The 13,639-nt window shown below is 72.7% G+C and carries 11 protein-coding genes and 1 pseudogene; 7 read left to right on the forward strand and 5 right to left on the reverse strand.

The window, feature by feature from the left end; all coding sequences use genetic code 11:
• Window positions 1–58 precede the first annotated feature (58 nt).
• A complete protein-coding gene (locus tag AC5677_RS10250; protein WP_497194707.1) occupies window positions 59–1,960 on the forward strand; it encodes a glycoside hydrolase family 35 protein in 1,902 nt (633 codons plus the stop codon).
• On the opposite strand, the pseudogene AC5677_RS10255 reads toward AC5677_RS10250, so the two are convergent.
• From AC5677_RS10255 to AC5677_RS10265, 3 genes and pseudogenes are all read right to left on the reverse strand, one after another.
• Window positions 1,852–4,956, reverse strand: a pseudogene (locus AC5677_RS10255) (endo-alpha-N-acetylgalactosaminidase family protein); the annotation flags it as partial. The gene AC5677_RS10250 and the pseudogene AC5677_RS10255 overlap by 109 nt on opposite strands.
• 169 nt (window positions 4,957–5,125) lie before the next feature.
• The gene (locus AC5677_RS10260; RefSeq protein WP_497194708.1) at window positions 5,126–5,806 is read right to left on the reverse strand and encodes a response regulator; all 681 of its coding nucleotides are present in this window, start codon (window positions 5,804–5,806) and stop codon (window positions 5,126–5,128) included.
• A gap of 144 nt (window positions 5,807–5,950) precedes the next feature.
• The gene (locus AC5677_RS10265) at window positions 5,951–6,763 is read right to left on the reverse strand and encodes a S1 family peptidase (protein WP_497194709.1); all 813 of its coding nucleotides are present in this window, start codon (window positions 6,761–6,763) and stop codon (window positions 5,951–5,953) included.
• Between the two features lie 274 nt (window positions 6,764–7,037).
• On the opposite strand from AC5677_RS10265, the gene AC5677_RS10270 reads away from it, so the two are divergent.
• From AC5677_RS10270 to AC5677_RS10280, 3 genes are all read left to right on the forward strand, one after another.
• Window positions 7,038–7,937 (forward strand): hypothetical protein, encoded by a 900-nt coding sequence (locus AC5677_RS10270; RefSeq protein WP_497194710.1) that lies wholly within the window; start codon window positions 7,038–7,040, stop codon window positions 7,935–7,937.
• A 306-nt stretch (window positions 7,938–8,243) separates the two neighbouring features.
• A complete protein-coding gene (locus tag AC5677_RS10275) occupies window positions 8,244–9,197 on the forward strand; it encodes a hypothetical protein (protein WP_497196571.1) in 954 nt (317 codons plus the stop codon).
• Window positions 9,194–9,646: an ABA4-like family protein gene (locus AC5677_RS10280; protein ID WP_497194711.1), complete on the forward strand. Its 453-nt coding sequence runs from the start codon at window positions 9,194–9,196 to the stop codon at window positions 9,644–9,646. The genes AC5677_RS10275 and AC5677_RS10280 overlap by 4 nt, the downstream gene beginning before the upstream one ends.
• Window positions 9,647–9,716: 70 nt before the next feature.
• On the opposite strand, the gene AC5677_RS10285 is transcribed toward AC5677_RS10280, so the two are convergent.
• Window positions 9,717–10,412: an alpha/beta fold hydrolase gene (locus tag AC5677_RS10285; RefSeq protein ID WP_497194712.1), complete on the reverse strand. Its 696-nt coding sequence runs from the start codon at window positions 10,410–10,412 to the stop codon at window positions 9,717–9,719.
• Window positions 10,413–10,500: 88 nt separating this feature from the next.
• Between AC5677_RS10285 and AC5677_RS10290 the strand changes: the two genes are divergently transcribed.
• The 3 genes from AC5677_RS10290 (at window position 10,501) to AC5677_RS10300 (ending at window position 12,798) form a co-directional block, all read left to right on the forward strand.
• Entirely contained in the window at window positions 10,501–11,556 is a 1,056-nt protein-coding gene (locus AC5677_RS10290; RefSeq protein ID WP_497194713.1) for a LacI family DNA-binding transcriptional regulator, read from the forward strand.
• Window positions 11,557–11,780: 224 nt separating this feature from the next.
• Window positions 11,781–12,260: a hypothetical protein gene (locus AC5677_RS10295; protein ID WP_497194714.1), complete on the forward strand. Its 480-nt coding sequence runs from the start codon at window positions 11,781–11,783 to the stop codon at window positions 12,258–12,260.
• Between the two features lie 64 nt (window positions 12,261–12,324).
• Window positions 12,325–12,798, forward strand: coding sequence for a PPOX class F420-dependent oxidoreductase (locus AC5677_RS10300; RefSeq protein WP_497194715.1), 474 nt, complete (start codon window positions 12,325–12,327; stop codon window positions 12,796–12,798).
• Here the strand turns inward: AC5677_RS10300 and AC5677_RS10305 are convergent.
• Window positions 12,795–13,607 carry an ArsR/SmtB family transcription factor gene (locus AC5677_RS10305; protein ID WP_497196572.1) on the reverse strand — a complete coding sequence of 271 codons (813 nt, stop codon included), beginning with the start codon at window positions 13,605–13,607 and terminating at the stop codon, window positions 12,795–12,797. The genes AC5677_RS10300 and AC5677_RS10305 overlap by 4 nt on opposite strands.
• Between the last annotated feature and the right edge of the window lie 32 nt (window positions 13,608–13,639).

The raw sequence follows: 13,639 nt of genomic DNA on the forward strand, positions 1-13,639 counted from the left end.
GGGGGCGAGGGTGACCGGTGACCGGGACGCGGCGGGACGGCGGCGAGGGCAGGCAGACGTGGCGCAGTTCGAGGTGGGCGAGCGGGATTTTCTGCGGGACGGGCGGCCGGTGCGGCTGTTGTCAGGGGCGCTGCATTACTTCCGGGTGCACGAGGCGCAGTGGGGGCACCGGCTGGCGATGCTGCGGGCGATGGGGCTGAACTGTGTGGAGACGTATGTGCCGTGGAATCTGCATGAGCCGCGGCCGGGTGAGTTCCACGATCCGGGGGCGGTGGGGCGGTTTCTGGATGCGGTGCAGGCGGCGGGGTTGTGGGCGATCGTGCGGCCGGGGCCGTACATCTGCGCGGAGTGGGAGAACGGCGGGCTGCCGCACTGGCTGACGGGTCCGCTGGGGCGGCGGGTGCGGACGCGGGATGCGGCGTATCTGGCGGCCGTGGATGCGTGGTTCGCGCGGCTGTTGCCGCAGGTGGTGGCGCGGCAGTGCACGGTGGCGTCGGGTCCGGGCGGGCCGGGCGGCGGTCCGGTGGTCTTGGTGCAGGTGGAGAACGAGTACGGGTCCTACGGCAGCGATGTGGTGTATCTGGCGCATCTCGCGGGGCGGTTGCGGGAGTTGGGTGTGCGGGTGCCGTTGTTCACGTCGGACGGGCCGGAGGATCACATGCTCAGCGGCGGGTCGATTCCGGGGGTGGCGGCGACGGTGAATTTCGGGTCGGGGGCGCGGGAGGCGTTCGCGGCGCTGCGGCGACACCGGCCGGAGGGGCCGTTGATGTGCATGGAGTTCTGGTGCGGGTGGTTCGCGCACTGGGGGCGGCGGGCCGAGCCGCGGGCGCCGCAGGACGCGGCGGCGGCGTTGCGGGAGATTCTGGAGTGCGGCGGGTCGGTGAATGTGTACATGGCGCACGGTGGCACCAGTTTCGGGGGCTGGGCGGGCGCGAACCGCGCGGGTGAGCTGCACGAGGGGGCGCTGCTGCCGACGGTGACGTCGTACGACTACGAGGCGCCGGTGGATGAGCGGGGTCGTGCGACGGAGAAGTTCCATCTGTTCCGTGAGGTGCTGGCGGCGTATGCGGACGGTCCGTTGCCGGAGGTTCCCGGGCCGCCGCGGGCGCTGTCGGCCCCGGTGGATGGGGTGGTCGAGGGGTGGGTGCCGGCGGGTGAGGTGATGGATGCACTGGGTGGTGAGGAGGTGGTGGGCGGCGGCCCGGTGACGTTCGAGGAGCTGGGGGTGGACCGGGGGGTGGTGCGCTACCGGGTGGCGGTGCCGGGGCCGCGCGGCCGATATCCGTTGTGGGTGCGGGGGCTGCGGGACCGGGCGACGGTGTATGTCGACGGGGTGCGGGTGGCGGTGGTGGACACGGAGGACGCGCTGGTGGCGGAGGTGTCCGGGCCGGCGGAGGTGGAGTTGTGGGTGGAGTCGCTGGGGCGGGTGAACTACGGGCCGCGGCTGGGTGAGTCCAAGGGGATCACCGGGGGGCTGCTGCACGAGCGGCAGTATCTGCACGGGGTGCGGGCGCGGGGGCTGCGGCTGGATGCGGTGGCGACGGCGGATGTCGGGTTCCGGCCGGTTGCGGGAGGAGGGCGTCCGGGGCTGTATCGCGGGACTTTCCGGGTGGATGCCGGGCCGGGTGACGCCGATCTCGCGCTGCCGGGCTGGGGGCGTGGCTTCGCCTGGATCAATGGGTTCTGTCTGGGGCGGTACTGGGACGTGGGGGTGCAGCGCACCCTGTTCGTGCCGGGTCCGGTGCTGCGGGAGGGCGTCAACGACCTTTTGCTGTGGGAGTTGGAGGGCGCCCCGCCCCTGGTGGGGGCAGGGGCGGGGGCGCCGGGTCTTCATCCGCCGGCGGGGAGCGGTATCTCCTGTACCTCGAAGGAGTCCAGGACGAATTCCGCCGTGCCGTCGTCGCCGGTCTTGCGCAGCCCCACCCAGGCCTCGCCGTCGGCGGGTGCGGTGAACTCGTAGGTGTGGGTGGCGGGCCGGGTGGCCACGGGCAGCGGGGTGCGGGTGAGTTCGCGGGGGCCGGGCGCGTCGACGGCGGTGATCCAGGCGTACTGGTCGGCCTTCTCGTTCTCGTAGCGGAAGGTGATCCGGTAGCGGCGGCCCGGGGTGATGCGGACGGTGTGCGGGACGGTGCGGTGGACCAGGCCTGTGTTCTCGCCGCGTGATTTGAGGGATTGGCTGCCGTCGATGACGTCGTCGATGGCCTTGCCGTTCCAGCCGCGCTGGGTGAACGGGGCGTGCCGTTGGGCGATATGGGTGCGCGGGTCGGTGATGCCGCCGGCGTCGCCCTTGACGAAGGGGCCCCAGCCCTGGGGGACGTGCTCGAAGTCCTCGTGGGCGAGGGTGTCCTTCTTGGTGGTGGGGGTGGCGGGTACGACGCGTACGTTGTCGAACCGTATGCGGGCCCGGCCGGCCGCCGCGGTCAGGGCGAGGGTGACGGGGCCGCCGCCTTCGGGGACGGTGAAGCGGGTGAACAGGCGCTGGAAACGGGTGCCGGATTTGCGGTCGGCGGCGACGTAGTTGGCGGCGGTGGAGGTCTCGGTCCAGTTGGCGGCGGTGAGGCCGTCGGCGGTCCGGATCTCCAGGGCGGCGCGGCGCCGCTCCCCCGCGGTGGCGCCGACCTCGATCTGTACGGAGGCGGCGTAGTGGCCGGGGGTGAGGCGGGTGAGTTTCTGGCTGACGGTGGCGGCCGCGCCCGCGTCGACGACCAGCTCGTAGTCGCCTTGTTCGGACGCCTTGACGGAGGCCGGGCCGGTGACGTGCCAGGCGTCGAGGGTTCCGGAGTGGAAGCCGGGGTCGGTCAGCGGTGTGCCCTCGCCCCAGTCGGGGTCGGGCTGGGCGGGGGCCTTGCTGCGGTGGACGACGTAGGCGGTGTGGGCGTCGGCGGTGAGGGTGATCCGGCCTCCGCCGACCGGGATGCGGGTCTCATCGGCGCGGCCCTGGTCGGTGAGCCGGTACGCATACACCGCGGGCGCGCCGGACCAGCCGCGCGGAAGGTCCCAACTGGTGTGTCCGCCAAGGGGGTTGTAGTGGTAGAGCTTGTCCGGGTCGGTGGCGCGGCGGGGTTCCCAGGGCAGCAGGTAGGTCCCGTCGTCGTAGACGAGGCGGCCGTCGGTGGTGATCTTCCGGGTTCCGCTCTTCGGGGAGTCCTCGGAAGCGGAGCCCGCGTCGCTGACGACGGTCCTGGTGGGCCCTTCGAAGGTGATCTCGTGTGCGTCCCAGGTTTTGATCGGATAGGCCTGGAGGTATTTGGCGGGCAGTGCGTCGGTCCAGATGATGGTGTGGAAGGTGTGCCAGTCGGTCTTGCCGGTCCAGCCCTCGAAGTTGCCCATGCGGGCGGCGCCGAGCAGGGTGGGCCATTTGTTGGCGAAGACGTCCTTGTGGTGGTTGCGCAGGAAGCGGATCAGCTGGGAGTTGATGCCGCGGGAGGTGTCGGGGCCGTAGTCGGTCTCCGTCGCCCAGTGGGACCAGAGGGAGGAGCGCTCCAGGCCGTGGCCCCATTCGCTGGCGATCTGCCAGCCCTGGTCGCGCAGATGGCGCTGGAGGCGGTCGGAGTTCCAGCCGGATTCGCGGAAGACGTCGAGGTAGAGGGTGTTCAGTGCCGGGTCGGTGTCCTTGCGCAGCCGGGCGAAGCGGCGGGCGATGTCGCCGGAGACCAGGTCGCGGCGGGGGTCGATGCGGTAGGACTGGTCGAGCCAGTCCCACTGTTCGTCGTTCTTGTCGACGAGGGTTTCGGAGAAGGCGTGGGCGACCGGGTAGGACTCGGTGGCGTTGACGTGTACGGCGAAGTCGCTGTTCCACTTCTTGCCGGCCCGGACGAGGTCGTTGAGGTCGGTGAGGCCGCCGGCCCGTTCGTTGTAGTTGCCGGCGTAGTCCGGGTGGGCGGAGTCGTGGCCTTCGGACTGGTAGCCCTTGAGGAGGGTGAACTGCCGCAGTCCGTCGGTGGCGAGCGCGATGCGCTTGATGTGGTCGAGGGTGGCGAGGAAGGGATTGGTGGCCTGGCTGGCGAAGTTGAACGGGATGTGCGGGACGACCCGCAGATGCTGTTCGTCGGCGCCGAGCGGCATGACCATGATGTCGCGCAGGGCGATGGCGGCGTCCTGCCAGTCGGTGCGGTGGTCGCCGTTGCGGTCCCGGGTGACGATGACGGTGGCGTACGGGAGCGGTTCGGTGGCGTCCAGGGGTGCGCCGGCCGCCCGGTGGGTCCACTGGCCGGGGGTCAGCTGTGCCGCGATGAAGCCGTCGCCCTGGGTGGTCTGCCGCCACAGCCGGCCGTTCTCCCAGGTGGTCTGACCGCTGGGCCGGTCGTAGACGGTGTTGGTCTCGACGGCGGCGGCCAGCTGGTCGGTGGCGACGACGGCGTAGGCGCAGCCGGTGGGTGCGGCCTCGACGGGGGTGTGCGGGGTGACCTGGATCAGGGTGTCGCCGCTCTTGGCCTTGTCCAGCTCGATGCGGGCGGCGAGCAGGGTGGCGCCGGGCTGGTCGCTGCGGACGCTCAGCAGGGCGAGGCCGGGGATCTGGAGGGTGCCGATGCGCAGTGCGGGGGTGTCGGCGATGTCGGTGACGCGCCAGGTGACCTGCCATCCGTCGGCGGCTATCTCGACGGCGATGCGGGTGCCGCCGTCGAAGGTCAGGGTGTAGGCCGCGCGGTCGGCGCGGGTGCGGTGGGTGACGTGGGGGGTGCGGGCGGTGCCGTCGATGAGGACGTGGGTGACGGGGGTGTCCTGGGCGTGCAGGACGTGGCCGGTGGCGCGGTCGGTGTAGGAGACGATGCGGGGGAAGGCGGTGTCGACGCGGACGTCCAGGGCGTCGGAGCGCAGCACGGCCTCGGCGGCGGGTGGGGTGTCGGGTGGGGTGGCCGCGGCGGGGCGGGCGCCGAGGGGGAGGGCGGTGGCGGCCCCGGCGAGCGCGGTCGCGGTGACGACCTTTCTGCGGCTGGGTCCTGGTTGCTCGTTCATGCCCGCTGTCCTCCCTCGCACCTGCACTGCCTGTCGCGGGACAGGGTGCTGTGCGGGCGGGGCGGGCGCCTATGGACAAAGGAGGGACAGGTCTTGGACTAACGGGCGGCGGGGCCCGTCGGCGCCGCGTCCGCCGGTGGCCGCGCGCCCGTTCATGCCGCCGTCCCGGTCATGTCGTACTGCCGGCCAGGCCGCTCTCCCAGGCCCAGGCGGCGATTTCGACCCGGTTGCGGGCGTCCAGTTTGGTCTGCACATTCGCCAGATGCGTTTTGACGGTGGAGAGGGAGACGAAGAGCTGGTCGGCGATCTCGGCGTTGGTGTGTCCCTTGGCCAGCGCCCGTACGACGTCCTCCTCGCGGCCGGTGAGCGGTTCGGACGGGGTGCGGGCGGCGGCGCCCGGGCCGGCGGCCGGGGACATCTCGCGCAGCAGCCGCACGGTGATCGCGGGCGAGACCAGGGAGTCGCCGACGGCGGCGGCGCGTACCGCCTCGACCAGCATGGCGGGGCTGGCGTCCTTCAGGAGGAATCCCGAGGCGCCGTCGCGGAGCGCGGCATGCACGTATTCGTCCAGGTCGAAGGTGGTGACGATGACGATGCGCGGCTTGTGGTCGTACTCGGGGTGGGCGGCGGCGCGTGCGCTGAGCCGGCGGGTGACCTCCAGGCCGTCGAGCCGGGGCATCCGGATGTCGAGCAGCAGCACATCGGGGCGCAGCCGTTCGACGGCGTCGAGGGCGGCCGCGCCGTCGACGACGTCGTCGAGGACCTCGATGTCGCCCTGGCTGTCCAGGATCATCCGGAATCCGGTCCGCACCATTTCCTGGTCGTCGGCGATGACCACGCTGATCGGCATGGCCTCATCCGACCTGCGGTGCGGGCGGCCCGCAACCGCGTAGCGGCGGACGGACCAACGGGAGGGCTCGGCCCGCGGCGCGGCCGGCGGCACGGCGCAGGGCCCGGGGAGCGACGTCCCCGGGCCCTGCGGTGGTGCGTGCGGTCAGCCGCCCAGCTTGTCGGCGCCCGCCTTGATGTCCTTGGCGAAGGTGCTCACCTCGCTGTAGACGCCGGGCTTGCCGGGCCGTGCGCAGCCCTCGCCCCACGAGACGATGCCGACCTGGAGCCAGGCACCGGCGTCGTCCTTGCGGAACATCGGGCCGCCGGAGTCGCCCTGGCAGGTGTCGACGCCGCCGGTGTCCAGCTTGCCGGCGCAGATCTCGTCGCCGGGCGTCAGCTGGTCGCCGTAGGCCTTCTGGCAGGTGGCGTCGTCGACGAACGGGACGGTCGCCTTGAGGAGGTAGCGCTGCTGGTCGCCGCCTTCCTTGTCGGCGCCCCAGCCGGCGATGGTGAAGTCGCCGTTGTTGAGCTTGTCGTCCTCGGCGATCTTCAGCGTCGGCAGGTCGATCGCCTTGTCGAGCTTGATCAGCGCCCAGTCCTTGCCCTTGCCGTCGTACCCGGGCGCCTGGAGCACCTCCGTGGACTTGGCGGTTATCGCCTTCGAGTCCTCGAGGTCGACCACGCCGGCGGTGGCGGTGATGGAGGTGTTGGGGCCGCTGCCGTCGACGCAGTGCGCGGCGGTGAGCACGATGTTCTTGGTGTAGAGCGCGCCGCCGCAGCCCATCGAGAGGCGGACCATGAAGGGGAATTCGCCCTGGTCGGCCTTGGTGCCGCCGACGACTCGGGTGTGGCTTCCGCCGGGCTGGGGGGTGGGGGCGGCGGAAGCGGAGGCGGCGGCGGGCTGGAGGCTGAAGGCGGCGAGGGCGACCGCGCCGACGGCGGTGGTTCTCTTGAGGTGCTTCAGGTGGGTGCGCAACGGGCTTCCTTTCGTGGGGGGTTGCACGTCGATGACGAGCCCATGCCAACCACCGGAGCCGGACGTGGCCGCCGCGGAAGTACGCGGAAGAAGGCGGCACGCCGTGGGGCGTCCGGACCCAGTGGGGATGAGTCCGCAAAGCGCCCTGTGATTATGTGAAGAGAGGGACCGGAGGACAAGGGTGTGCATCCGGCCACTTTCCGGCCAACTCCCGTACTGCGTATGCCTCGTTCGGCCCATACCGGACGAACCCGGTCGCCCGTACAGTGGCCGGGTGGCAGCGGGCGGCAGCGAGATCAAGCACGGTTTTCCGCATCTCGACATGGTGCGGTCGGCCGTCACCGCGCTGTTCAAGCGCCTTTCGTACGACACCGTCAGCACCTTCGACACCAGCGTGCTGCCCGTCGATGTCGCCTTCGACGACGCCGAGGACATCCACCTGGGGGTGCAGCGGGTGGCCCGCGCCATGGTCCGTCAGCTCCACCTCCCCGACGCCCGGGTCATCGTCTCCTTCCGCGAGATGGAGCATGCCGCGAACGTCGAACTCACCGCCGGGCCCGAGTACTTCATCGAGCTGAACGAGCGCTTCAAGACGCATCGCACGGACATCGGCGCCGCCCTCGCCCATGAGGTGATGCATGTCGCCCTGCACCGCCTCGATCTGTCCTTCCCCGGCACCCGCGACAACGAGATCCTCACCGACACCGCCACCACCTACCTCGGCGCGGGCTGGTTGCTGCTGGACGCCTACCGCGAGCACGGCCCGTTCTCGCAGAAGCTCGGCTATCTGACGCCGGAGGAGTTCGGCTACGTCCTGGCCAAGCGGGCGGAGTTCTTCGGCGAGGACCCCGCGCCGTGGTTCACCAGCCCGCAGGCGTACGACGCCTACACCGCGGGCGCGGCGCGGGCCCGCCAGGACGCCCGCCGCCCGCCGCTGGCCGCGGCCGGCCGGCTCGCCCGTCTCCGCTACGCCAAGGACCGCCGCCTGGCCCGCGCCGCGGGCCGCCCCGGCCCGGGGCCCGAGTCCCCCGACGGCTACCTCTTCGAGGGGCCCGCCCCGCTGCGGGTGTCCTTCCCCTGCCCCGCCTGTCACCAGCGCATCCGGGTGCCGGTGCGCGGCCGGCTCCAGGCGCGGTGCGGGCTGTGCAAGACGCTGCTGGAGTGCGAGACCTGACGGAGCGCCGGGCGGACGCCCGGCAGGGCACCGTCCCCGGCGGATCAGCAGCACGTTCCCGGCCGCCCCTCCGCGCCTCGGCCGCGGATGCCCGGCGGGCCTGAGCACCGACCCCTTACACAACTGCGCGCCGACGCAGGCGAGTTGCTCGCCGCCACCTTTCGCGCGCACCCCCGCCCCTCCCGGCTTGCCAGATCCACCCCCCGTCATGGATAGTCCAACTATCAGATAGCAGCAAGCGCTACTATCCATTCTTGGGGGATCCTTGTGTCCAGATATCGCTCCCTGCTCGCTTTCTCCTGGGCGATGGCCGCGCTGGCCGTCGTCGCGGCGATCGGCCCGATCGTCGACGACCGGGTCCTGGTGGGCGCGCCGATCTGGTTCAAACCGTTCAAGTTCGCGGTCTCGTTCGCCGCCTACGGGCTGACGCTCGCCTGGATGCTGTCCCGGCACCCGGCCCCGAGCCGGATCGGCACCTGGGCCGCCCACACCGTCGTGGCGGCCGGAGTCGTCGAGATGGCGGTCATCACCGGACAGACCGTCCGCGGCCGGCCCAGCCACTTCAACATCGCCACCCCGCTGGACCGGGCCCTGTTCGTCGTCATGGGGCTCACCATCGTGGTCCTCTGGACGGGCACCCTGGTCATCGCGCTGCTGCTCTTCCGGGCCCGCCTCGGCGACCGGGCCGCGACCTGGGCGATCCGGCTGGGGCTGCTGCTCGCGCTGGTGGGGCTGCTGCTCGGCGGGCTGATGCTGGCGCCCACCCCCGAGCAGCAGGCCGCGGGCGCGCTGCGCACCGCCGTCGGCGCGCACAGCGTCGGCGTGCCCGACGGCGGCCCGTCGATGCCGCTGACCGGCTGGAACACCACCGGCGGCGATCTGCGCATCCCGCACTTCGTCGGCATGCACGCCCTCCAGGCGCTGCCCCTGTTCCTGTACGGGATCGAGGCGCTGGCCACCCGGCTGCCCCGGCTGCGGAGCGAGCGGGTACGGCTGCGGCTGGTGCTGGTCGCGGCCGGCTGGACCGCCGGGCTGCTGGCGCTGCTGACCTGGCAGGCGCTGCGCGGCCAGGCGCTGGTCCACCCGGACGGGGCGACGCTCGGCGCGCTGGGCGTCATCGTCGCGGCCACCGCCGTCGCCACCTTCGCGGCGCTGCGGCGCCCGGCCGCCGCCGATGACGCCCCCGGCGGCCCGCCCGCTCCCCCGCAGACGAGCGACCCCGCCCCGTCCACCACCACCGCACCGGAGTTCACGGCATGAGCGACCGCACCCTCTTCGAGCTGGCCTTCTACCTCGCGGCGCCGTTCTGGGCGCTGCTGATCCTGGCGCCGGGATGGCGCTGGACCGACCGGATCGCGGCCTCACCGCTCCCGATGGTGCCGGTCATCGGGGTCTATCTCGCCCTGGCCGTACCGGTGTTCCCGCAGCTGTGGGCCGCCGTCAGCCACCCCGATCTGGCCGGGTTCCAGGAACTGCTGCGGCTCGGCGGCGGGGCGGGCGCGATCTGGGCGCAGGTGATCGCCTGGGATCTGTTCCTGGGCCAGTGGATGTACCGCGAGGCCCGCGCGCTGGGGATCCATCCGCTGGTGATGGGGCCGCTGCTGGTGCTGACCGTGCTGCTCTCCCCCATCGGCGTGCTGCTCTTCCTCGCCCTCCGCGGCGCCGTCCGGCTCCGGGCCCGCCGCGGGGCGCGCCCCCGCACACCGTGACGGGTCCGCCGTGCGGCTGACCGCCGCGACGAGCTCCCTGGGCGCCGGGCCCGGCCCGACGCCCAGGTCCTCAGAGCCAGCCCGCCAGCCCCGCCATGAACCCCTCGAAGTCATCGCGGTGGATGGTGTGGCCCGCGCCCGGGACCGTACGGACCTCGAAGCCGCGGGTGCGCAGTTCCTTGACGGCTTCCTCGGTGAAGAGGAAGCCGTCCCCCGCGACCTGCACGAGGGACGGGACGAGGGGCCGCTCGGGAGTGCGGTCGGTCAGATGGGCGCCGGAGAGGGCGAGGGCGGTGCCGGCGTCCCAGGCGGCGACCGTGTCCAGTTCGAGGTCGATATCGGCCTCGTCCCAGCGGGGGTTGAAGCCGCGTACCGTCTCGCGGGTGGCGCGCTTGAAGGTCAGGAAGACGGCGGGGTCCACGGCCTGTCCGGTGCCGCCGAGCGACCAGGCCGGATCGCTGTAGACCGCGCGCTGCGGCCGCAGCCGGTCCGCCGCCAGGGACAGGGCGAGCCCGCCCAGCGAGTGCCCGAGGGCCAGTTCCACGCCCGTCGGGAGCGTGTCGACCAGGTCCTCGGCGAACAGCTCCGGGCCGTACTCGCCGCGCGGACTGCGGCCGTGGCCGCGCAGGTCGACGGCGATGACGCGATAGCCCAGGTCCGCGAGGGCCGGGCTGACCCGGTGCCAGGTGCGGTGATCCGACATCATTCCGTGCACCAGCACCGCGGTCCGGTCGCCGGTACCCCACTCCCGAGTGTGCAGCAGCATGCGTCGAGGTTACACGTGTAAGGGGATTCCGGGTGGGTGCCGGGGCGCCGCGCGGCGCGGGAACCCCTGTGCGAGGATGCCCAGCAGCATGACTGACGCAGCCGGACCCCAGGACGATCCCGCCGCCCCAACGCCCCCGACCAGTGCGGCCGTTGCCCGCCGCGCCGGGGTGTCCCGCGCGACGGTCTCCTACGTCCTCAACGGCCAGGCCGCCGGCCGGGTCGGCGCCCGCACCCAGGACAGGGTCCGGGCCGCCGCCGAGGAGCTGGGCTACGTCCCGCACGCCGCCGCCCGCAGCCTGCGGGCCGGCCGGGGCAGCATCGTCCTCCTGGCCGCCCCCGCCGATACGGTCCCCGCCTTCGGCCCCCTCTTCACCACCTTCCTGGCCGGCTTCCAGACCGCGCTGCACGGCCTCGGCTACACCGGCGTCCTGCACGGCGCCCCCGCCGACTCCCCCCTGGCGGCCGCCCGCGCCTGGGCCGAACTCCGCCCCGCCGCCGTACTGACCCTGCACGGCCCGCCGCTGGACGCCGCCGCCGTCGCGCTGCTGCGCCGCTCCGGCACCGCCGCCGTCCTCACCCACGGCCCGCCCCGCACCCCCGGCGCCCACACCCTCCTGCTGGACCAGCACGAGGCGGGCCGGCAGGCCGGCGACCGTCTGCTCGCCCGCGGCCGCCGCCGGATCGGTGTGGTCCGCCCCGCCGAGCCCGGCCTGGCGCGCTTCGCCGACCCCCGCCTGGCGGGCGTCCGCGCCGCGACCGGGGCCTGCCCCGGCGCCGGGGTGCGCCCCCTCGAACTGGCCCTCACCGAAGAGTCCGCCGCGCAACTAGCCGCGAACTGGCCCGACTTGGGCCTGGACTCGGTGTTCGCGTACAACGACGAGTACGCGATGCTGCTGATGCGCGCCCTGCAGGACGCGGGCCACACCATCGGCGCCGACGACCCCGGCGACATCGCCGTGATCGGGGCCGACGATCTGCTGCTGGGGCGGCTGCTGCGGCCCCGGCTGACGACCGTACGGGCCGAGATCATCCCGCCGGAGCGGATCGCCGAACTGGTCGACGCGCTGATCCGGGAACCGAACACCGCGCCCGCCGGACACCGGCTCGGCGGCTTCCGGGTGGTGGCACGCGAGTCGGGGTGAGGACGCGCGGAGGTCCGGGGGCGGTGCCGCGGCGGCACGGGGCGTCGAGGGCACCGGGGCGGGCGAGCGCGTCGATGACGGCGGGGCGGATCCGGGGAGGCCCGTGCCGACCGGTGCGCAGCCGTCATCGAGGACGGCGACGACGTGCACATGCCCTACGGGGAAGAGGAACGGAACCCGGCTCCCGCCTGCCACGTCACAACCGTGACCCGAGGAGGCATGTCATGCAAGGAACGCTCGCCCCACACCGTACGCTCGCCGCCGTGCTCGCGATGGCGGCGGCCGCCGCCGTCGCGCTGACCGGCTGCGGCAAGGACACCCAGCGAGTGGCGGCCGACCCGCCGAAGAAGCGGGACGCCTTCGAGACGCGGGCGGATCAGATAGTGCGGGACTGGCCGAAGGTCTCGCCGGTCAAGGGCCGGCACGAGGCGGTGCTGCCGCTGGTCTCCGCCGAGCACCCCAAGAGCGGGGCACGGGAGATCACCGTGACCGTCGGGCACAGCGCCTGCGATGCCCGCTTCGGTGCGCGGAAGTACGAGTCGAAGAACCTCGTGGTGGTCACCGGCTGGGGCAAGAAGAAGAGCGCCAAGGGAATGTGCACGGAACAACTGGCCACCGACAAGGTGAAGCTGACGCTGGACCGGGCGCTGGACGGGCGCAAGGTGGTGGACGCGGCCACCGGCAAGGAGCTGGCGGCCGGGTGAGGCGGGCCGGAACCCGGCACCTGGATGCGCCTTGGAGTGCGCTTCACGGCCTACGCTCGGCCGTATGAGCCCTTCCATCGCCTCCAACACCCGTGTCGAGCTGCCCGGACTTCTGGAGTTCGTCCGCCCCCGGCACCGCGCGATCCTGCTCACCCGCCGCTCCGACGGCAGCCCGCAGGGCTCGCCGCTGACGTGCGGGGTGGACGATTCCGGGCGGCTGGTGATGTCGACGTATCCGGAACGCGCCAAGGTCCGTAACGCCCGGCGGGTGTCGTCGGTCAGTGTCATTGTGCTGAGCGATGAGTGGAACGGGCCGTGGGTGCAGATCGACGGGGAGGCCGAGGTGATCGATGCGCCGGATTCGGTCGAGCCGTTGGTGGAGTACTACCGCAATATCGCCGGGGAGCATCCGGACTGGGACGAGTACCGGGCGGCCATGCGCAAGCAGGGCAAGTCGCTGATCCGGGTCACCCCGCTGCGGTGGGGGCCCATCGCCAAGGGGGGTTTCCCGGCCCGGCTCGCGGAGGACGACGCCTAGGAGCTGTCCGACGGGCGGACCTGGCCGGGACGGGACACGAGCGCCGGGCAGGGCGAGAGCGCCTCGTCGGGCAGGGCGAGATGGTCGCGGAGGGCCGTGCGGCCCGTGTCGGTGACGGTGAGGATGCGGGTGGCGGGGGCCTTGACGATCCATTCGTGGTCCACGGCGTGCCGGTAGAGGGCGGCGCCGACCGCGCCGGAGAGGTGCCGGCGGCGCACCGTCCAGTCGAGGCAGGTGCGGACATGGGCCCGGTGGGCGACGGAGGGGGCGGCGTCGGGGATGCCGAGCGCGGTCAGCCAGCGGGCGCCGGCGTCGGTCAGGACCAGTCCGTACTCCCGTGCCAGCAGGCCGCGTTCGGTCATGGCGTCGGCGATCGCCACGCCCAGGGCGCCCGCGATGTGGTCGTAGCAGGTCCGGGCGTGGTGCAGGGCCCGGCGGTGGTTGGCCTCGGCGAGGGAGCGGATGGGGACCTGGCGGTAGGGGGCGAGGCCGGCGAGGTTCTCCAGGGTTTCCGCGGTATCCGGTCCGGCGAGCCGTACGTAGCGCCGCCGGCCTTGCCGCTGCTCGGTCAACAGGCCGCCGGAGACCAGGAGGTTGAGGTGTTCGGTGGTGGTGGAGGGGGCGACGGCCGCGTATTCGGCCAGCTCGCCCGCGGTCCATGTGCCGCCGTCCAGCAGGGCCGTGCAGATGGCGACGCGGGTGCGGTCCGCGAGGAGTTGGGCCAGGGCCGCCAGGTCGGGGGTTTCCGCGACGGTGTCCTGGTCGGCGTCCCCTCGGTTCGTGTGCAGTTGAGTCACGCGTCGAGTCATGCGTCGAGTCATGCGCAGAGAGTAATCTCTCA

This window comes from Streptomyces sp. JLSY215 (genome assembly GCF_059682825.1).

Excerpts from the sequence above, each read along its gene's own strand:
- AC5677_RS10260 (WP_497194708.1), bottom strand. The coding sequence starts at position 5,806 with ATGCCGATCAGCGTGGTCATCGCCGACGACCAGGAAATGGTGCGGACC.
- AC5677_RS10275 (WP_497196571.1), top strand. The coding sequence starts at position 8,244 with ATGGCCGCGCTGGCCGTCGTCGCGGCGATCGGCCCGATCGTCGACGAC.
- AC5677_RS10280 (WP_497194711.1), top strand. The coding sequence starts at position 9,194 with ATGAGCGACCGCACCCTCTTCGAGCTGGCCTTCTACCTCGCGGCGCCG.
- AC5677_RS10285 (WP_497194712.1), bottom strand. The coding sequence starts at position 10,412 with ATGCTGCTGCACACTCGGGAGTGGGGTACCGGCGACCGGACCGCGGTG.
- AC5677_RS10290 (WP_497194713.1), top strand. The coding sequence starts at position 10,501 with ATGACTGACGCAGCCGGACCCCAGGACGATCCCGCCGCCCCAACGCCC.
- AC5677_RS10295 (WP_497194714.1), top strand. The coding sequence starts at position 11,781 with ATGCAAGGAACGCTCGCCCCACACCGTACGCTCGCCGCCGTGCTCGCG.
- AC5677_RS10300 (WP_497194715.1), top strand. The coding sequence starts at position 12,325 with ATGAGCCCTTCCATCGCCTCCAACACCCGTGTCGAGCTGCCCGGACTT.
- AC5677_RS10305 (WP_497196572.1), bottom strand. The coding sequence starts at position 13,607 with ATGACTCGACGCGTGACTCAACTGCACACGAACCGAGGGGACGCCGAC.